Below are 17,751 nucleotides of genomic sequence, written 5' to 3' on the forward strand. Positions count from 1 at the left end.
CCGCGCGCCGCTTAACTCCAGCGTTAGGCCTCATCTAGCCATGCAGGACGAAATCACCAATGGTGTTGTTGCCGTCGTAAAGTTCATCGCGTACTACATCATCTGGTCGTTTGTTCTGTTCAACCTAGGTCGCGTGTCGCTACTTCTTGTTACGCTTGGGCAGTATCCGCGAGGCCATGATGCTCAACGTCACGTCAACCAAATCTCGTTCGTTGGCATTTTTGTGCTCGTCTTGGCTTGGTCAGCTGTTGCCGTCTACAACAACACTCATGGCATCCAGGTCTAACATCTCATTCGAGGCGGACGGCTACGCCGCCGCTCAATTCCAGCGTTAGACATCAGGGGAGCACATGGCCGCATCGCCCGAACAGTTGCATGAGCTGCTGACGTATTGCCTAGACTTCGCACGCACAATGCTCGAAAAAGCAGGCGAGTTTCACCCTTTCGGCGCTACCTTGTCGCAAGGCGGGAAGGTCGCTGCGGTAGGTGGTTACAACGGCGAGGAGCATCCCAAAGCTCAAGAAATCTACGGGCTTTTGGCTGACGCGTTTCGCTCGGGTGCTGGCACCGGGGAATTTCTAGGCGTTGCCCTTGCCGCGAACGTCAATATTCCCGCGCAGTTTTCACCGGTGTTGCCAGATGGTGTTCGCGTACATATTGAGTCTGCTGGCTATTCGCGCTTCGTCTACCTTCCATACAAGATTAAAGTGTCTGGCATGTTCAAGAAGACTAGGTCCGTCGAGGCAGGTGAGCCCTTCTCAGTCGAGGTTCCGCCAAACTTCTACAAGGCCGCAGAGCATGTCTAACAAATCGTTCGAGGCGGACGGCTACGCCGCCGCTCAACTCCAGCGTTAGACAATATGGACTACATCCTTCGCTATCGTTCCACACGCTCCGAGATTTGGCGCTGGTACTGGCGCGCCTGGAAAACGAAGTACTGGTGGCAACAATGCCTATTGGCGGCCTTTGTGGTTTTTGTAGCCTTGGGTGTCTCTTCCGCGTCCTTCAGCCTTCGCCAAGTTGGGACTTCCTTCGCCATAGCGCTACCTTTGGTCATCGTCGGCGTTGCATTACGCACGCAAATCTTGTTCAAAAAAGAAGAGCGTGTCCTCTCTGTTGGCCCATTCGGGTGGTCCACCCAAATCGGCAATAAGTCGGGTGCACGTTCGTGGACGCAAGTTGCAAAGATTCAAGAGACACATGATGCTGTTGTCATTGTGGGTACCAACGGCAATGCGCTCATCATTCCATCACGGGCTTTTCCCGACACAATGTCTCAGCAGCAATTCCTCATAGACGTTCAGAGTTGGCACAGTGGTCGCGGTGTCTAACATCTCGTTCAAGGCGGACGGCTGCGCCGCCGCTTAACTCCAGCGTTAGAGGCTAGGCCATGTGGGCAAACTTCGGCGGCATGCCAAAGCTTCTAAAATTTCTAACTGCGCATGCCGCATGTTGCTTCGTATTCTTAGCCATATCAGTCATTCCGATCGACTCATACGCTATACAAGGTCAGCACGTCACTTACGCTGAGTGGTGGAGCAGCGGCGCAGGCGTACTCGCTTCCTTGCTAGGCATCGTTGGCCCCTTCGCGGCGTGGGCACTCGCGTCAAAACGGCCATACGCTCGTCTTGTGTATTTGAGTTTTCTGGCGCTCGCATTCATAGCGCCATGTCCGTTCTTCGGCGTGCTAGCGTATGTTCTTCCGGGTTTGCTTGTTGTGGGCGTCGGGGCGTTCTACATGTACAAGTGGCAGAGCGTGCAGGTCTACTTCGCCCCTAACCAGTCGTCCAAGCGGACGCGCGTACCGCGCGCCGCTTAACTCCAGCGTTAGGCAGCAAATGAAGCTACTTCCTTCGACTCGATCGCGACTCCTAAGCTGGACGCTTTTTGCGCTCGTTCTTGCCTGTGCGTGGTACACGGTGCGAGGGATGCAGCTTGCTATCGCCGGGCAACCTCGATGGTTATTTGCTGCGAGCCTCCTTCCGCTCCTCGGCATCGGGTTGTGGCTACGGCAGCACATCGCACGCATTCTGGCGCTCATAATTCTCTGGTTCGTCGCTGTTGTTGTACCTCTCGTCATGTTCAATCCATTTGCCGCCTTGGACGGTGTTTATGGGCCAAGTTCGACTCCGCCTGGGCAAATCATTTTGCAGCCTCTGCCTTGGGTGGTAGCTTCATTTTTTGCAATCCACATTCTTGGCAAGTACAAACACGAATTCCGGTGGTGGCGCGGCCCAGCGGCCTAACATTTCGTTCAAGGCGGGCGGCTACGCCGCCGCTTAACTCCGGTGTTGGGTGGCACGTATGGCCAATCGAGAAGTCCACATTCTTTCTTACTTTTCGTTGCCAACCGATCTCGCGGCAACTTTCAGCAATTGGTCCGAGTTTCGCTCTGGAGCTGATTACTCGGTTGATTTCGCAGCGCTTGAGGAGACTGTGGAGGTTCGCCTCGTTGAGTCGACTGAGGAGCCCTCCTATGTCGCTGTTGTCGGCAGTGGCAATGGTCGGCTTTTTGATCAAGTCTTGGGTGCGGTTTTGTACGCTCTTGGCAAGAACAGTGACAATCTCATGGTGGATCGTGTCGCTTAGTTTGCCGTTCGCCACTCAACTCCAGCGTCAGACCTCATGCCAAGCCTCTCGGAAACCCAATTCAAAGAAGCCTTCAGGCCACCCATGAGGCAACTGCCTTTTGAGGCCGGCCCGCCGTTCGACTTCTGGGCTTATATCGACACCATTCCAACGAGCGACTTTGCTGGCTACTCATGCCACGGCGGCGTCACATACGTTTGGGAGGACGTGGCACGCGAATTCCAACACGTCATGCTCAACACTCAACACAAAAACGTGTTCATGGTCATTGTCTTGGACCTCGCATGCAACACCGTGAAAGGGCACCGTCTACTAAACCTCAATGAGCTGTACACCCTCAGCGAAGGCTGACATCTCAATCGAGGCGGACGGCTGCGCCGCCGCTCAATTCCAGCGTTAGGACTCCCATGCCGATCAACGTCGTAGCCAGGCAAAAATTTACCGTCGGCAATGAGGAATTCGTTGAGGGCTATGCACCCGATGGCTCTTTTGCTGTGGTCTTTGAGGACGACGGAGACACTGGCTACTTCTACGCGCTAGACCAGTCTCAATCGGGCCAGCCCATCCAGGATGCCATGCACATCTACAACGCAGCCAACGTCACCGACAGGCATCTGCCTTCAGTGGTTGAGCTCGGTTGGTCTCCCGACAACTGTAAAGCGGTCTTGCTCATCAATGACTATGCGCACGCCATCTTTGATTTCTCTGCCAAACGCGGTTACTGCCGCACGGGCTTCCCGCCTCCGTCCGAGAAATGGCACGGCCACGACTGGGACGATTCCGCATTCAAACTCTTCGCGGTAGAGTCCTGACCACTCGATCGAGGCGTACGGCTCCGTCACACCGCTCAATTCCAGTGTCAGGTGCCAATGGAAACTTCTCAAGAAATCGAAGCAAGCTACTTCCTCAGCTATTACGAGCGCCTTCGTGCCGCTTGGGATATCACTTTGGCGTCCCCCCTGACATTCATATCGTTGTGCTTTTTTCCGGCCTTGGGCATTTTGCTCATCTGGACAATGAGCTGGCCAACCACCAGCAACACGTTCTGGGACTATCTTCTGGTCTCGTCGTGCTTTGGATTTGTCCCGAGCATGTTCCTGTGGAACGCCTATCGAACTCATCGGGCGAGCCGCGCAAAGGGCCCCTACATCTATCGATTCAATGCCGCCGGAGTTCACGTAAGCACCCGGACAACACAGCTGACCCACCTGTGGCCGGGAATCTTGAGAGTGCGGGAGCGGCGAGGCATTCTGTTCCTCTACTTCACCAAACGCTGTGCACATTGTGTTCCACTGCGTGCACTTACAACGCCTGGTGCTTCGGTGGCGATCCATCAGCTCGCCGTCGCGGGCGGGGTGCCCCGCGTTGGCACCTAACCACGTCGGAACACGGGTCCGAAAAACAGGGGCAGTGTGCGCTCCGGAGTCTTTCGCTTGCGGACGTGGTAACCGAGGCGATTAACAAATCTTGATTGCCTCCGCCCCCTCATCGGCTACTTGCCTGCGATCCGTTGCACGGTCCAGTCACTGTCGCGCGCGCCCGGCACGGCTTGCCAGCCCGGCGCCAGCTGCAGGGTCCAGCCCTTGCCGCGCAGCGGATTGCCCTGCGGCCCACCTGGCTGTACAGCGACCGACAGGCGCGACCAGTCGCTGGTCAGCAACGCGCCGTCGTCGACGTCGATGGTGCCCCAGTCGTCGCTGACATGCATGGTCGGATAGACCGTGCCGGCGTCACCCAGCGGCAGCAGATTGCTCGGATTGAACTGCACCTTCATGTGCTTGAGCGGCAGTTGCAGTACGGGACCGCTGACGAGTTGGGCGGTGTAGGCGGCGAGCCGCTCGGCATGCACGGCGGCGCGTTTGCGCTCGCTGGCCATCAGTGCCGCGCCGTCGTAGCGGGCGGCTCGCCGGGCGACTTCGGGTGCGGCCGCCATGTCGACGTGCAGCGTCGATGCCAGCAGCGACGCCGGTGAACCCCCATGCACGATCTCGCTGCGCCAGCCCGGGCGGTAACGGTCCAGCAGCAACCCGTACGCCGGCCCGGTGGCATAGGCAAACGAACGCACCAGCCCGGCGTCACCCGCGTGGATGGTCAGGTCCCTGTGCGCCACCGCCAGCCGCTCGGCCGGTGTGTCGTTGCCCACCATGACGCCGGTGTATTCGGCCAGGCCTTCGTTGCGTTCGAGTGCGGTCTCTGCCTTTTGCGCAGCGGGAAAGCTGCGGTAGCGCGCGGCGCGAAAGGCCAGTGCATCGGCGATGCGCGCGCGACGGTCGGTGTCGGACGTGGCCGACAGTGCCGCATCCAGCGCGCGCCATTCCAGTTGCATCGTGTAGCGTCCGTCCAGCGTATCCATGTGCGCGTTGTCGCCGTCCGCGGTGAGCAGGCCAAGGCTCTGCTGGATGCGGTGGAACGACTCGTGTGCCATCAGAGTGCGTCGCTCGGATGCATCGCCGGGCAAAGGCCAGAGCATCTCGCTCCAGTGCACGCCGGCCCAATCCAGCGCGGTGTTGGCGATGTTTTCCTCCGGGGGAAGCTGGCCCAGGAATACGCCGTCCTCGGCGTGCAGCCTGCCTTGTGCGTCGGCCTGATTGGCGATCACCTGGCGTGTGGCCGGCACCACCAGCAGCATCGGTCCGCACAGGGTCTGGCCCCACAGATGCCCCTGGTCGGCCTGGCATTGGCGGGTGGCTTCGTCGAACCAGCTCTTCGCAGAGGTCAGCATGGATTCCGTCGGAGCGGCAGCCATGACGGCGGGAGCAAGCGTTCCCAGCAACAGCCAAGGCAGGGCAAATCGAGGCGACATGTGCAGCTCCTCCCGATGAATGTGGCGGCTTTGTCGGACGAATCTGGCGTCGTCCCCGACGATCCACAGATGACATGCGCGTCGGCGCGCCGTGGTCAATGATGCCTGCGCGATGTCCGCAACAAGAGCCGACGGAGCGCACTTCTGCCGAGGTCGACTTCGCTGTACCGTCGGCGGGCTCGATCAGGACATCAGCAGTCCCGAATCACCGGAGGTGGAGATCATGCATTCCAGGACCTCGGCTTTCCTCTTCGTGCTTGGTGCAGTGCTCGCCCCGGCCGCGATCGGCGCGGAGGCTTCTGGCCCCACGCCAACCTCGCCTGCGGCGAACGCCGCACCGGCGACGCCGATGCGCGACGGTTCGCACGACTTCGATTTCGAGTACGGCAAGTGGCGGATGCCCAACCATCGCCTGGTGAAACGTCTGGCGGGCTCCCATCAATGGGATGACTTCGTCACCTGCAGCGAGGGCAGTCCCCTGCCCGGCGGCATCGGCGGCATGGACGTCATGCGGTCGGCGTACTGGAAGGACTTCGTGGGCGTGACCCTGCGTACGTACGATCCCAAGACAGGCCTGTGGCGGATCTACTGGGTCAACAACCAGTTCTCCGGCGGCGTGATCCAGCCTCCGGTGACCGGCAGGTTCGACGGCAACGTGGGCGTGTTCACCGGACACGATACCTACGAAGGCAAACCGGTACTCGTGCGTTTCATCTGGACGGTGAACCCGAAGGGCTCGCCGGTTGCGGCTAAATGGGAGCAGGCGTTTTCGCCGGACGGCGGCAGAACCTGGGAAACCAACTGGCGCAACGAACTGATTCGCGACGACCATTGCGATCCCGCGACATCCCGCAAAGGGGCGTGAGAGGCGATCAGATCACCCACCGCGGATGGGATCAGCCGACACCGCCAATGCAGGAAGCCCGTCCCATGAGGGCATGAATCCGACAGTTTCCCGTGACGATTGGACAAGTACTGCAGATGCTTGTGGCGCTTTCGATTCCTACCATGACGTAAATCAAGCAAACCTGCGATCACGGGGGCGCTTGCACGACACGACAGGAATCCGACATGCTCATCGACCTCGACCGCCCCTACCCGCTCAGCGCGCAGCAGATCGCCGACTATCGGCGCGACGGTTTCATCAAGCTCAAGCAGGTGTTCAATGCGGACGAGCTGGCGCATTACGGCGCGGAGATCACCCGCCTCACCATCGCGCTGAACACGCAGACCAAGCCGCTGGAAGAGCGCAGCACCTATGACCGCGCGTTCCTGCAGGTGATGAACCTGTGGTGCGAGAGCGAGACGGTACGCGAGTTCGTGTTCGGCAAGCGCCTGGCCGGTCTTGCCGCCGCGCTGATGGAGGTGGACGGCGTGCGGCTGTACCACGACCAGTCGCTGTACAAGGAGCCGGCCGGCGGGATCACGCCCGCACACGCCGACCAGTATTATTGGCCGCTCGACAGCGATCGCACCATCACCGCATGGGTGCCGCTGCAGGCGGTGCCGCAGGACATGGGGCCGCTGGCGTTCTTTGCCGGCAGCCAGCACGTGGAGTTCGGCCGCGACCTCGGCATCTCGGACGAGAGCGAGCACGCGATCACCGCCAACATGGAGGCGCAGGGCTTTCGCGTGGTGGACGAGCCGTTCGATCTGGGCGAGGTGAGTTTCCACTCCGGCTGGACCTTCCATCGCGCCGGCCCCAACCGCTCCGCGCAGCCGCGTTCGGTGATGACGGTGATCTACATGGATCGCGACATGCGCCTGAAGGCGCCGGACAACCACATGCAGCAGGCCGACTGGGAACGCTGGTGCACGGGCGCGGTGGTCGGCGAGGTGATCGACACGCCGAAGAATCCCCTGCTTTTTGAGAGCAGGCTGTTTGAGGACAAGGTGCCCGCATGACGGCCGGCGTTGTCCGCGGCAGCGCGCTCGTCGCCGACGGCGAGAGCCACTTCAGCCTGGAGACCATCGAGGTCGATCCGCCCGCCGCGGGCGAGGTGCGCGTGGCGATCGCGGCGGCCGGCGTCTGCCACACCGACCATGCCTCGCTGCGCTGGCCCGGCCCGCTGGTGCTTGGCCACGAGGGCGCCGGCCACATCGAGGCCATCGGCGCCGACGTGGAAGGCCTCGAGATCGGCCAGCCCGTGCTGCTGAACTGGGCCATCCCCTGCGGCCATTGCTTCCAGTGCGAGCGCGGCGCGGCGCCGCTGTGCGAGCGCACCCACGAACTCGATGTGCCGCATCTGGGCAACAGCCGCGCGCACGCCGGCGCCACGCGCTGGCGCGGCCAGCCGATCGAACGCTCCTTCCACCTCGGCACCTTCGCCAGCCACACCGTGGTGCGCGCCGAGGCAGTGACGCCGCTGCCGCCGGAGCTGCCGCTCGATGCAGCCTGCATCCTCGGCTGCGCGGTGATGACCGGGGTGGGTTCGGTGGTGAACGCCGCCGCCATGGCAGCCGGCGACACGGTGGCGGTGCTCGGCTGCGGCGGCGTGGGGTTGAACGTGGTGCAGGGCGCGCGTATCGCCGGCGCGCGCACCATCATCGCCATCGACCACGTCCCTGCCCGGCTGCAACGCGCACGCGAGCTGGGCGCCACCCACACGCTGGCGCCGCACGCGCACGACGACGATTACGTGCAACTCGTCGCCGAGGTGCGCGCGCTCACCGACGGCCGCGGCGCCGACCACGCCTTCGAAGCCACCGGCGTGCCCGCGCTGGCCTTCCTGCCCCTGCGGCTCGCACGCAACGGCGGCAACGCACTGCAGGTGAGCGGCGCGCACGGCCCCGCCACGATGGAACTCACCGACCTGTTCTGGAACAAGCGCTACCTGGCGCCGTTGTACGGCGGCTGCGTGCCTTCGCGCGACTTTCCGCGGTTGTTCAGCTGGATCGCCGAGGGCAAGCTGGAACTCGCCTCGCTGATCAGCCACCGCTATCCGATGGAAGCGCTCGATCGCGCCTTCGACGACATGCTGGCCGGACGCAGCACCAAGGGCGTACTGCGCATCGCATGAACGACGACATCTTCCGCACCATCGAGGTTTCCGACCCCGCCATCGCGGCGGACGGCCTGACCTTCGTCACCGTCAAGAGCCCCGCGCTGGGCCGGCGCGCCGACATCACCCTGTTCGTGCCGCCCTCGGCGCGCGGCGTGGCGAACCTGCCGATCGTGATGCTGCTGCACGGCGTGTACGGCTCGCACTGGGCGTGGGCGCTGAAGGGTGCGGCACACCTCACTGCCGCGCGGCTGATCGACGAAGGCGCGCTGCCGCCGGTAGTCCTGGTCATGCCTTCCGACGGGCTGTGCGGCGACGGCTCCGGCTATGTGGCGCATGCCGGTCACGACGCCGAACGCTGGATCATCGACGAGGTGCCCGCGCTGGCGTGCGAGCTCGTCGCCGGCTGCACCGTGCGCTCGCCGCTGCTGGTGGCCGGCCTCAGCATGGGCGGCTTCGGCGCGCTGCGGCTGGCCGGCAAGTATCCGCAACGCCTCGCCGCCGCCGCGGCGCTGTCGGCCGTGACGGAAGTCGCGCAGCTCGATGCGCTGATCGAGGAGAAGCGCGACGGCTGGAGCGCCGCGCCCGCCGACCGCAGCGTGCTGGCCGCGCTGACCGGAGCAACCAGCACCCTGCCGCCGTTGCGCATCGACTGCGGCCTCGACGACCCGTACCTGGAAACCAACCGCGACCTGCACCGCGCCCTCACGCACGCCGGCATCGCGCACCACTACGCCGAAAGCGCAGGCGGCCACGACTGGCCCTACTGGTCCACCACGCTGGAAAGCACGCTGCGCTTCTTCGGCGACGTGCTGCACACCACGGGAGACGATCCATGACACTCGCACGCTCGCTGTTCGCCATCCTCGCCGTCGCCGTGCTGGCCGGCATGGCCTCGCCGCCGGCACGCGCCGCGGCGCCGGCGGACGTCCAGTCGCAGAGCCAGGTGTTCTACCAGATCTTCTACCGCAGCTTTCGCGATTCCAGCGGCGACCGCATCGGCGACCTCAAGGGGCTGACCGCGAAGCTCGGCTACATCAGGCAACTCGGCGCCACCACCGTGCTGCTCACGCCGCTGCAGCCCTCGCCGTACTACCACAACTATTTCGCCACCACGTTCAAGGCGATCGACCCGGCCTACGGCACGATGGACGACTACTTCGCCTTCGTCCGCGCCGCGCATGCGCTGGGCCTGAAGGTGTATCTCGACCAGGAGTTCCAGTACGTCGCCGAGGGCCACCCGTGGTGGCACGACTCGATCTGCAAGCCGCAGGCGAAGTACGCCGATTACCTCCTGTGGACAGACCAGCAGCACTGCGTGGCCGAGCCCTTCCTCGGCAAGACCAAGTGGGCCGGCTACGACGGCCGCGACATCGGCATCGCGATGGTGAACCTCGAAAACCCCGCGGTGCGCGACTACTTCCGTGACCTGCTGCTGTACTGGGCCGACCCGCACGGCGACGGCAGCGGCCGCGACGGCGTGGACGGCTTCCGCATCGACCACATGATGGACGACCTCGACCACAAGGGCCTGGACACGAACCTGTTCGACGGCTTCTGGCAACCGGTCTTCCACGCGTTGAAGGCGCGCCGCCCCGCACTGCGCATCCTCGCCGAGCAGGCCGACTGGGGCTACGGCGAGAAGTGGCTGACCAGGGGCCGCGCCGACATGGTGTTCGCCTTCCCGCTGCGCGGCGCGCTGGTGTCGCTGAACAAGGCGACCATCGTGGAGAACATCCGCGCCACCGACGCCGCCACGCCGGCAGGCAAGCGCCAGCTGATCTTCCTGGAGAACCACGACATCGACCGCTACATGTCCGAGGTGCACGGCGATCCCGCGAAAGCGCGCGCTGGTGCCGCCATCGCGCTGATGCTCAAGGGCGACCCGCTGATCTACTACGGGCAGGAACTGGGCATGCGCGGCGTGCAGCCGAAGAACCTCGGCAAGTCCGGCGGCATTCCGCTCACCGACGCCGTGGGCATCCCGGTGCGCGAGGCGTTCCGCTGGGACGCGAACCTGGAAGCCCCGGGTTCGGCCATCTGGTACCGCGGCGACCAGTGGTTCTGGAAGGATCGCTTCAACCGCTCGCACGACGGTGTCTCGCTGCAGGAAGAGCAGGCCCGGCCGGATTCGCTCTACCACTGGTACAAACAGCTGCTCGCGCTGCGCCACGCGCGGCCGGAAATCTCCACCGGCAGCCAGCGCATTCTGTGCGACGACGACAGTGCGGTGCTGTGCATCCTGCGCGGGGAAGGTGCGCAGCGGACGTTGTTGCTGGTGAACCTGGGCAAGGTCGACGCGAAGCCGCGACTCGATCCGGAACTCGTCGGCGGCAACGCCTGGGGCGACCTTCTGGACAACGACGCACCCGCCTCGCCCGACGCCACGCTGCATCCGATGCAGGTACGCATCGTGGGTACGCCCGCGCGCTGAGAACTCTCCCCACGGTCATCCTCGCGAAGGCGGGGATCCAGCGTCTTTCGTCTGCCCAGAGAGCTGGAGTCACTGGATTCCGGCCTTCGCCGGAATGACGACGTGAGAGTTCGGCTTGCACGACGGTGCAAGCCCACGCGACGCCCCCAACCACCCAATGGGCGACAATGCCCCCATGGCGCTCCCCCATCTCGATCGCCCCATCTGCGAACCCGTCGAACTGCCGCCGGGCGCGCCGCTGCGCATCGAGCGCGTCCGCCAGGATGCCAGGGCGGCGGCCAGCGAACCGTTCGTGCACTTCCACGACGTGCATGAGCTGGTGCTGTTCGGTCGCGTGGCCGGCCACTTCGACGTCGAGGATCGTCGCTACGCGCTGGTGCCCGGTTGCATCGCCTTCATCCCCTCGATGCACCAGCACGATTTCGCGCTGGACGCCGGGCCGCGCGACTGGGTGCTGCTGCAGATCGAGGCGGCCGCCGGCGAATCGCTGGCGCGGCTGGCCGGACTGGAGCGCCTGCGCGAACCGTTCTGCGCCAGGCCGGGCCGGACCCTCGGCCGACGCCTGCAGCAACTCGCCGGCTGGCTGATCGAGCTCGACGCCCGCGATCCCCTGGTCCTGCCGCTGGCCGAACTGCTGCTGCGCGCGGCGGCACTGGCGCCGCCGGTCGCCGCCGAAAAACTGGCCGCCGATGCGCGCGGCCTGCAGCGCCTGCGCCCGGCCATCGACCGCCTGCGCCGCCGTCCCGCAGACGCACCCGGCGCGGAACAGGCCGCGGCGCTGTGCGCGATGTCGGCCGCCTACTTCAGCCGCCGCTTCAAGCAGCAGGTCGGCATGAGCTGGAGCGACTACGTGCGCACGCACCGCCTGCACCTGGCCAGCCGCCGCCTGCTCGAAACAACGCAGAGCATCGCCACCATCGCAGCGGACCTGGGCTTCGCCACGCCCTCGCACTTCGGCGAGCTGTTCCTGCATCGCCACGGCATGACGCCGGGCGCGTATCGACGCGCGGGGCGCAAGCGGACCGCCACGCCGCGCGGTTGACCCCACGCCCCGTCTGCTTCGCGGGTGGCGCCAGCAGGAAGATCAGCAGCGGGAACCCATCACGAAGGGTCGCCGCAGGTGCGGGATGGACGGCCAAGCGCCGGTCGGTGGCTCAGACCAGGCTGTCATGCGGACGCCCACGCCCGCCATGCTTTTGCGGCACGGCGCAGCAGGGGTCGATCCCGGCGGCGACAGTCACCCTGAGGTCGCCGTCGATGCTCAGGCACTGGTCCGCGATCGTCGCCACGCTGGCCCGGTGCGATACCACGATGAGTATCGTGCGGGGCAATCGGCGCTTCATCGCGGCCAGCACGCGGATCTCGGAGGCGGCGTCGAGCGCGCTGGTGGCTTCGTCGAGCACGGCGAGGAACGGCTGGCGCAGGATCACCTGGGCCAAGAGCAGGCGTTGCAGTTCGCCGCCGGACAATCGGCTCGACGCGCTGTGCAGCGTGGTGTCCAGTCCATCCGGTGAATCGGCCAGCCGCTTGTCGAGGCCGACATCCAGCAGCGCGGCCTGCATCATCTGGTCGCTGGCTTCCGGCGCGGCCCAGTGCAGGCATTCGCGCACCGAGTATTGCCATGGACGCACGCTCTGGCTGACGTAGGCGCCATGCCGCACCCGCTCGCGGTATTCGCCGAAGCCGATGGAATGTCCATCGACCCGTGCCGCGAAAATCCCGGGCAGGCTCATGCCGGCCAGCACGTCGACCAGGCTGCTTTTGCCGATGCCGGAGTCGCCGGAAACCAGGGTCAGCTCGCCGGGCGACAGGCGCAGGTGGCGGACATCGACAGCGGCCAGTGGCGGCGCCAGCTGCATCCGTTCGATGTGCAACGCTGTCCGATCCGCCGGCGCCGATGCCGCTGAAGAACGCACCGCCTCCAGGCTCATGTAGCGCTGCCACAGCTCGAACGCGGGCGCAGCCGAACGCAATTGCTGGAAGCTCTGCCGGGTCGACACCAGGTACGGCAGCAGTCGCCCCAGCAACAGGCAGGCCGCGATCAGCGCGGCCTGATCGACCCCGCGCCAGCGGTAGGCCAGCACGAAGACTGCCGCGATCCCGACCGCCGCCAGCAGCTCCAGCAGCAGTCGCCCGTTGGCGACGAGTTCCAGCTGGCGTCGATAGCCATCGCCAAGTTGGGCGGAGATCGCACCGTAGCTGTGCTTCTCTGCATCCTCGCGCTGGAACGAGCGCACGTGGCGCAGCCGTCGCGGGAAGTCCTCGCTGTGCCAGAACAGGCGCGTCATGTCGGCGACGTACTGGCGACCGACCCGCGACTGTTCGCGACCGAACGCGCGCGAGGCGATCACGCCGAACACGGCAAACAGTGGCGTCGCCAGCATCAGCGGCGGGCAGACCCAGAACGCCGCCGCCAGACTGACCAGCGAAGTGACGCCGGCCACCAGCAGTTGCTGCAGGGCGCTGAAACCCTGGGTGATGATTTCGACGTTGTAGGTGAGCACGTTGGCGATCTCGGCCGAGGTCGAATCCGCCAGCGCATCCAGCCGCGCGTCGAGCAGGCGCGCGTGCACCTGGCGGCGCCGGGTCATGCCGTAACGTGCGGTCAGGCGAGCGCCCAGGCGGGCGGTCGACCAGCGCAGCACGGCGAAGGCGAACGTGGCCGCGGCGAAGATCGCCGCCTGCAACTCCACGCCGCCGCGCGCGGCAAACACGCCGCCGGCGAACGTCAGCGCATGACCCGGCTGCACCAGCGGCACCAACAGCACGGCCGCGAGGCTGCCGGCCAGCGCGCTGGCCAGCGACAGCAGCACGTAGGCCGCGGTTTCCATCGTGTCGACACGCGTGAACGTGCGCACCAGCGAACGCAGCATGTCGAAGCTGCGATCGCGCGCCGGCCGTGCTTCGGCGGACCGCTTCATGCGGGTGCGCCGGCGGCAGGCAGCAGTTGGCGCAAGGCATCGACCGAAGAGCGCGGATGGCGCCCGCGGCGCAGCTCGTGCGCACCCTGCGCGATCAGCTGCTGCTCGAAACGATGCCAGCCGGGCTGGCCGGACGCATACGGCTGATCGGCGCGCAGTCGTGCGGCGATCTCGCGGGCGGGAATCGGCGTGAGCAGGGCGGCGGGATCGTCGGCCAGCTGGCTGGACACGAACACCGCGCCGGCCAGCGCCAGCGGCTGCGGCGCCAGCCGGCCACGGGCCTGCCTCAGGTCGGCCTCGAATTTCTCGACGCCGCTGCGGCGGCGGATGACTGGCGCGCTCGCCACCCAGCGGCGGCTGCGCTCGTCATCGACGAACCGCAGCGCATCGGCCTGCACATGCAGGAAGTTGGCGACGCCGGTGGCCAGCATGCGTTCGGGCTGCACGAAGACGGCATCCTCGGCGAGGAAGTCCAAGCCGAGCAGCAGACTGTGCAGGGCCAGCGTCGACTTGCCCGCGCCACTCGCGCCCAGCAGCAGGACGCCGCGCCCGTCGCGGCCGACGCAGGCGCCGTGCAGCGGCACCAGCCCCAGTCCACGCGTGGCCAGGGTGAACACCGCGAATTCGATGAGCTCGTAGCGCAGGTGGTAGGGGTGCAGCAGCATGTCGTCCGAGGCCACCACCAGCGCCTGCCGCTGCGCGGGGTCGAGCACCACGTAGTTCGCGGCGTCCATCACGCCGCAAATCAGGCCCGCGCCGGACTGCACCTGCACCGGCGGCGGTTCGGCCGTGGGTGATGGAGCCGGCCGCGATACCAGGCGCAGCTCGATGCGGAACGCCGCATCGGCCACCGGCAACCGCTGCGGCGGCAAACCCGCGTAGGCGGCATCGACCAGGGCGAGCAGCGCCTCGCTGCCGCTCTCGAAGCGGAAACGGCCGCCCAGGATCTGTCGCTCCACGCAGGACACGGGACCGCGCCGCTCCTCGAACGGGTCGGCAGGGATGTCGCGGACACCGGCGCAGGGAGTCAGGGTCATCGTCTCGATCAAGGTCCTGGTGGCGCGCCATGGCGTGGCCGCGGCGCTGCACGCAGCGGGCGTCTTCCTGCTGAGTGTCGCCGCGGGCGGCAAAGGTTGTGCCTGTACACCCCTGCGGACTTTTTTGCCGTGCGGGGCAACCGAAGCGGCGCGCTGGCGCACTCACCGGCAGCCAGCGCGGAAGCGGGAGCCGACGCGGCCCATGGCTGCCGTTGCTTCCCACGATGATCGAGGCCTCCAGCAGATGCTCAAGATTCAGGTCGGCCACTCCTACTTTCTGGCTTACGACCCGAAGCAGTGGGAGCGCGGCAAGCCTTATCCGCCGCTCGCCACGATCCAGGTCGCCGCCCTGCTGCGGCAGATGGGGCACCAGGTCGCGCTGTTCGACGCGATGCTGGCCACGGGCGTGGAGGACTACCAGGCCGCGCTGCAGAGCACGCGGCCGGATGTGGTGGTCCTCTACGAGGACAACTTCAACTACCTGACCAAGATGTGCCTGGGCCGCATGCGCGAGGCTGCCTGCCAGATGATCGCCGAAGCCCGCGCCGACGGCGCGCGGGTGATCGTCGCCGGCTCCGACGCATCCGACCACCCGGACGCCTTCCTGGCGGCGGGCGCGGATGCCGTGCTGATCGGCGAAGGCATCGCGGCCCTGATCGAACTGGTCGGGCGGCTGCAGCGCGACCCGGCCATCGACACGCCGCGCTGGGTCGCGGGCATCGCCGGCGTGGCCACGCTGACCAACGGGCAGACACAGCTGACCCGCGTGGGCGTGCTGCCACCGGACCCGCGCCTGATCGGCCATCCCGCCTGGGACCTGGTCGACGTCGAACGCTACCGCGCGATGTGGCTCGAACGGCACGGTTACTTCAGCCTCAACATGGCGGCCTCGCGCGGCTGCCCGTTCCGCTGCAACTGGTGCGCCAAGCCGATCTGGGGCAACCACTACAACCAGCGCAGCGCCAGCGACGTGGCGGCGGAAATGACCTACCTGAAACGGACATTCCAGCCCGACCACATCTGGCTGGCGGACGACATCTTCGGCTTCCGCGTGGACTGGGTCGGCGAATTCGCCGGGCACCTGGCCGACGCCGACGGCTCGGTGCCGTTCACCATCCAGACCCGCGCCGACCTGATCAGCGAGCGGATGGCCGCGGCGCTGGAACACGCCGGTTGCGCCGAGGCATGGATCGGCGCGGAGAGCGGCAGCCAGCGCGTGCTGGACGCGATGAACAAGGGCACCCGCGTGGCCGACCTCATCGCCGCCCGCGCGCGGCTGGGCGAACACGGCATCCGGGTGGGCTTCTTCATCCAGCTCGGCTATCAGGGCGAGCAGCTCGTCGACCTGCTGGCGACCCGCGAGCTGATCACGCAGGCCGTGCCGGACGACATCGGCGTCAGCGTGTCGTATCCGTTGCCGGGCACGAAGTTCTACGAACAGGTCAAGGCCCAGCTCGGCGCGAAGACGCATTGGCAGGACAGCGGCGACTTGGCCATGATGTTCCGCGGCGCCTACGACTCGGACTTCTATCGCCACGTGCGCGACCTGCTGCACGAGCAGGTCGTGTTGCAGCAGTCGAAGGCCGCCCAATCGCCGCCGCAGCATCGCGAGGCCCGCGCGGCGTTCGAGGCGAGATGGGCCGCGCTGATCGCCGACGAGCGCGCACACCGCAGCGAAGACGCCACCGCGCCAGCGCCCGCGACGACACCCGACCATGCCGAACCGGCCCGCCATGCTGCCACCGCTCAACATCGTTAAGGCGGGCCTGCGCCGCACCACCGAAGCGCTCGCCGTGGAGCTGGCGCTGTCGCGGCCGGGCGGCGCCACGCCGCCGTGGAGCGAACTCGAATGGCAGCTGGCCGCGGCGGTTGCCGCCGCGCACGGGGTGTCGCCGCTGCTCAGCCAGTGCTCGACCTGGCAGCGCCCGTCGTGGCGCCGATTCCTCGACAGCCAGCGCGAGCATGTCGAACTGCGCCATCGGCGCATCGTCACCCTGCTGCAACGCATCGACGCCGCCGCGCGCGCCGCCGGGCTGGCCGTCGTGCCGTTGAAGGGTTCCGCCCTGCATGCGCTGGGACTCTACGCGCCGGGCGAACGACCGATGGCGGACATCGACCTGCTGGTGCGCGAAAGCGATGCCGCGGCGACGATCGCCCTGCTGCAGGAGCTCGGCTACGTGGAGTCGTTCGTGCAGTGGAAGCACCGCGTGTTCAAGCCGGCCGAGGGCGCGCCCGTTCCCGGGCTGGGCGAACACCGCGACACGCCGGTCAACATCGAGCTGCACACGCGCATCCAGGAACGGCTGCCGGTCTCCACCGTCGACATCACCGGGCGGATCCATCCGCGCGTGCCGCAAGCGGGCTTGAACGACTACCCGTCGACCGGCGCCCTGATGAGCCACCTGCTGCTGCACGCGGCGGGCAACATCTGCGGTCGCAGCCTGCGCCTGCTGCACCTGCATGACATCTCGCTGCTGGCCACGCGGATGGTCGCCGCTGACTGGGACGTCCTGTGGGAAGCCGCCGAGCCGCCCTGGTGGGCGCTGCCGCCGCTGCGGCTGGTGGCGCGCTACTACAGGAACGCGGTGCCCGACGCGGTCTTCGCCCGACTCGAGCGCGACTGCCCGCGCCTGCTGCGCACGGTCTCGCGGCGCCAGACCCTGACCCGGGTGTCGTGCTCTGAGCTGTGGCTGCATGCGCTGCCCGGCATCGAGTGGTCGCGCTCCGTGGGTGAAGTCGGGCGCTACGTCAGGAACCGGGTGCGACCGACGGAGGAAGCGATCCGGGAACGGGCCGACATGGTGCGGACCCAGTTGTGGCTGCAGGACCAGAGCTGGGTCACCACGAATCATGTGCGGCGCATCCTGACCTGGCTGACCCGGCCGGTGCCGCGGATGGACACCTTGTACGCGGTGCGCGCGGCGCTGGACTCCGCGACGCCGGCACCCTAGGCGCGACCCGTCCA

Annotated in this window: 18 protein-coding genes; 14 read left to right on the forward strand and 4 right to left on the reverse strand. The window is 66.1% G+C overall.

Features of this window, described 5'->3' with window-relative positions:
- The first annotated feature begins 40 nt into the window (after positions 1-40).
- The 3 genes from I6J77_RS14085 to I6J77_RS14095 all read left to right on the forward strand — a co-directional run bounded on the left by I6J77_RS14085 (position 41) and on the right by I6J77_RS14095 (position 1,331).
- Positions 41-286, forward strand: a complete 246-nt coding sequence (locus tag I6J77_RS14085) for a hypothetical protein (protein ID WP_204109480.1) — start codon at positions 41-43, stop codon at positions 284-286.
- A gap of 64 nt (positions 287-350) precedes the next feature.
- Positions 351-806 (forward strand): hypothetical protein, encoded by a 456-nt coding sequence (locus tag I6J77_RS14090; protein WP_204109481.1) that lies wholly within the window; start codon positions 351-353, stop codon positions 804-806.
- Between the two features lie 54 nt (positions 807-860).
- Positions 861-1,331 (forward strand): YcxB family protein, encoded by a 471-nt coding sequence (locus tag I6J77_RS14095; protein WP_204109482.1) that lies wholly within the window; start codon positions 861-863, stop codon positions 1,329-1,331.
- Positions 1,332-2,142: 811 nt separating this feature from the next.
- Here I6J77_RS14095 and I6J77_RS14100 read toward each other — a convergent pair.
- Positions 2,143-2,604, reverse strand: a complete 462-nt coding sequence (locus I6J77_RS14100) for a hypothetical protein (protein WP_204109483.1) — start codon at positions 2,602-2,604, stop codon at positions 2,143-2,145.
- A gap of 69 nt (positions 2,605-2,673) precedes the next feature.
- Here I6J77_RS14100 and I6J77_RS14105 point away from each other — a divergent pair, with 69 nt between their 5' ends.
- The 3 genes from I6J77_RS14105 (at position 2,674) to I6J77_RS17955 (ending at position 3,965) form a co-directional block, all read left to right on the forward strand.
- Entirely contained in the window at positions 2,674-2,940 is a 267-nt protein-coding gene (locus tag I6J77_RS14105) for a hypothetical protein (protein WP_204109484.1), read from the forward strand.
- A 56-nt stretch (positions 2,941-2,996) separates the two neighbouring features.
- A complete protein-coding gene (locus I6J77_RS14110; protein WP_204109485.1) occupies positions 2,997-3,401 on the forward strand; it encodes a DUF2251 domain-containing protein in 405 nt (134 codons plus the stop codon).
- 279 nt (positions 3,402-3,680) lie between these two features.
- The gene (locus I6J77_RS17955) at positions 3,681-3,965 is read left to right on the forward strand and encodes a YcxB family protein (RefSeq protein ID WP_369334539.1); all 285 of its coding nucleotides are present in this window, start codon (positions 3,681-3,683) and stop codon (positions 3,963-3,965) included.
- A gap of 116 nt (positions 3,966-4,081) precedes the next feature.
- On the opposite strand, the gene I6J77_RS14115 is transcribed toward I6J77_RS17955, so the two are convergent.
- The gene (locus tag I6J77_RS14115; RefSeq protein WP_239309006.1) at positions 4,082-5,311 is read right to left on the reverse strand and encodes a hypothetical protein; all 1,230 of its coding nucleotides are present in this window, start codon (positions 5,309-5,311) and stop codon (positions 4,082-4,084) included.
- 295 nt (positions 5,312-5,606) lie between these two features.
- On the opposite strand from I6J77_RS14115, the gene I6J77_RS14120 reads away from it, so the two are divergent.
- From I6J77_RS14120 to I6J77_RS14145, 6 genes are all read left to right on the forward strand, one after another.
- Complete coding sequence (locus tag I6J77_RS14120) at positions 5,607-6,257, forward strand: hypothetical protein (protein ID WP_204109486.1); 651 nt, start codon at positions 5,607-5,609, stop codon at positions 6,255-6,257.
- A gap of 206 nt (positions 6,258-6,463) precedes the next feature.
- Complete coding sequence (locus I6J77_RS14125; protein WP_204109487.1) at positions 6,464-7,297, forward strand: phytanoyl-CoA dioxygenase family protein; 834 nt, start codon at positions 6,464-6,466, stop codon at positions 7,295-7,297.
- Positions 7,294-8,412 carry a zinc-binding dehydrogenase gene (locus I6J77_RS14130; RefSeq protein ID WP_204109488.1) on the forward strand — a complete coding sequence of 373 codons (1,119 nt, stop codon included), beginning with the start codon at positions 7,294-7,296 and terminating at the stop codon, positions 8,410-8,412. The genes I6J77_RS14125 and I6J77_RS14130 overlap by 4 nt, the downstream gene beginning before the upstream one ends.
- Positions 8,409-9,233: an alpha/beta hydrolase family protein gene (locus tag I6J77_RS14135; RefSeq protein WP_204109489.1), complete on the forward strand. Its 825-nt coding sequence runs from the start codon at positions 8,409-8,411 to the stop codon at positions 9,231-9,233. Before I6J77_RS14130 ends, I6J77_RS14135 begins: the two co-directional genes overlap by 4 nt.
- Complete coding sequence (locus I6J77_RS14140) at positions 9,230-10,828, forward strand: alpha-amylase family glycosyl hydrolase (RefSeq protein WP_204109490.1); 1,599 nt, start codon at positions 9,230-9,232, stop codon at positions 10,826-10,828. The genes I6J77_RS14135 and I6J77_RS14140 overlap by 4 nt, the downstream gene beginning before the upstream one ends.
- Before the next feature lie 175 nt (positions 10,829-11,003).
- Positions 11,004-11,870: an AraC family transcriptional regulator gene (locus I6J77_RS14145; protein ID WP_204109491.1), complete on the forward strand. Its 867-nt coding sequence runs from the start codon at positions 11,004-11,006 to the stop codon at positions 11,868-11,870.
- A 112-nt stretch (positions 11,871-11,982) separates the two neighbouring features.
- Here the strand turns inward: I6J77_RS14145 and I6J77_RS14150 are convergent, their stop codons facing one another.
- A complete protein-coding gene (locus I6J77_RS14150; RefSeq protein ID WP_239309287.1) occupies positions 11,983-13,701 on the reverse strand; it encodes an ABC transporter ATP-binding protein in 1,719 nt (572 codons plus the stop codon).
- A gap of 44 nt (positions 13,702-13,745) precedes the next feature.
- Positions 13,746-14,786 (reverse strand): serine kinase, encoded by a 1,041-nt coding sequence (locus tag I6J77_RS14155; protein ID WP_204109493.1) that lies wholly within the window; start codon positions 14,784-14,786, stop codon positions 13,746-13,748.
- 244 nt (positions 14,787-15,030) lie between these two features.
- On the opposite strand from I6J77_RS14155, the gene I6J77_RS14160 reads away from it, so the two are divergent.
- Positions 15,031-16,545: a radical SAM protein gene (locus I6J77_RS14160; RefSeq protein WP_204109494.1), complete on the forward strand. Its 1,515-nt coding sequence runs from the start codon at positions 15,031-15,033 to the stop codon at positions 16,543-16,545.
- Positions 16,520-17,737 (forward strand): nucleotidyltransferase family protein, encoded by a 1,218-nt coding sequence (locus tag I6J77_RS14165; protein ID WP_204111499.1) that lies wholly within the window; start codon positions 16,520-16,522, stop codon positions 17,735-17,737. The genes I6J77_RS14160 and I6J77_RS14165 overlap by 26 nt, the downstream gene beginning before the upstream one ends.
- The last annotated feature ends 14 nt before the right edge of the window (positions 17,738-17,751 follow it).

This window comes from Rhodanobacter sp. FDAARGOS 1247 (genome assembly GCF_016889805.1).
Lineage (GTDB): Bacteria > Pseudomonadota > Gammaproteobacteria > Xanthomonadales > Rhodanobacteraceae > Rhodanobacter.

What these genes read in the sequence shown, in the direction of transcription:
- I6J77_RS14145 (WP_204109491.1), top strand. Translation starts at nt 11,004, where the DNA reads ATGGCGCTCCCCCATCTCGATCGCCCCATCTGCGAACCCGTCGAACTG.
- I6J77_RS14085 (WP_204109480.1), top strand. Translation starts at nt 41, where the DNA reads ATGCAGGACGAAATCACCAATGGTGTTGTTGCCGTCGTAAAGTTCATC.
- I6J77_RS14160 (WP_204109494.1), top strand. Translation starts at nt 15,031, where the DNA reads ATGCTCAAGATTCAGGTCGGCCACTCCTACTTTCTGGCTTACGACCCG.
- I6J77_RS14165 (WP_204111499.1), top strand. Translation starts at nt 16,520, where the DNA reads ATGCTGCCACCGCTCAACATCGTTAAGGCGGGCCTGCGCCGCACCACC.
- I6J77_RS14140 (WP_204109490.1), top strand. Translation starts at nt 9,230, where the DNA reads ATGACACTCGCACGCTCGCTGTTCGCCATCCTCGCCGTCGCCGTGCTG.
- I6J77_RS17955 (WP_369334539.1), top strand. Translation starts at nt 3,681, where the DNA reads ATGTTCCTGTGGAACGCCTATCGAACTCATCGGGCGAGCCGCGCAAAG.
- I6J77_RS14105 (WP_204109484.1), top strand. Translation starts at nt 2,674, where the DNA reads ATGAGGCAACTGCCTTTTGAGGCCGGCCCGCCGTTCGACTTCTGGGCT.
- I6J77_RS14095 (WP_204109482.1), top strand. Translation starts at nt 861, where the DNA reads ATGGACTACATCCTTCGCTATCGTTCCACACGCTCCGAGATTTGGCGC.
- I6J77_RS14155 (WP_204109493.1), bottom strand. Translation starts at nt 14,786, where the DNA reads ATGACCCTGACTCCCTGCGCCGGTGTCCGCGACATCCCTGCCGACCCG.
- I6J77_RS14125 (WP_204109487.1), top strand. Translation starts at nt 6,464, where the DNA reads ATGCTCATCGACCTCGACCGCCCCTACCCGCTCAGCGCGCAGCAGATC.
- I6J77_RS14135 (WP_204109489.1), top strand. Translation starts at nt 8,409, where the DNA reads ATGAACGACGACATCTTCCGCACCATCGAGGTTTCCGACCCCGCCATC.
- I6J77_RS14130 (WP_204109488.1), top strand. Translation starts at nt 7,294, where the DNA reads ATGACGGCCGGCGTTGTCCGCGGCAGCGCGCTCGTCGCCGACGGCGAG.
- I6J77_RS14150 (WP_239309287.1), bottom strand. Translation starts at nt 13,701, where the DNA reads ATGCTGCGTTCGCTGGTGCGCACGTTCACGCGTGTCGACACGATGGAA.
- I6J77_RS14090 (WP_204109481.1), top strand. Translation starts at nt 351, where the DNA reads ATGGCCGCATCGCCCGAACAGTTGCATGAGCTGCTGACGTATTGCCTA.
- I6J77_RS14115 (WP_239309006.1), bottom strand. Translation starts at nt 5,311, where the DNA reads ATGCTGACCTCTGCGAAGAGCTGGTTCGACGAAGCCACCCGCCAATGC.
- I6J77_RS14110 (WP_204109485.1), top strand. Translation starts at nt 2,997, where the DNA reads ATGCCGATCAACGTCGTAGCCAGGCAAAAATTTACCGTCGGCAATGAG.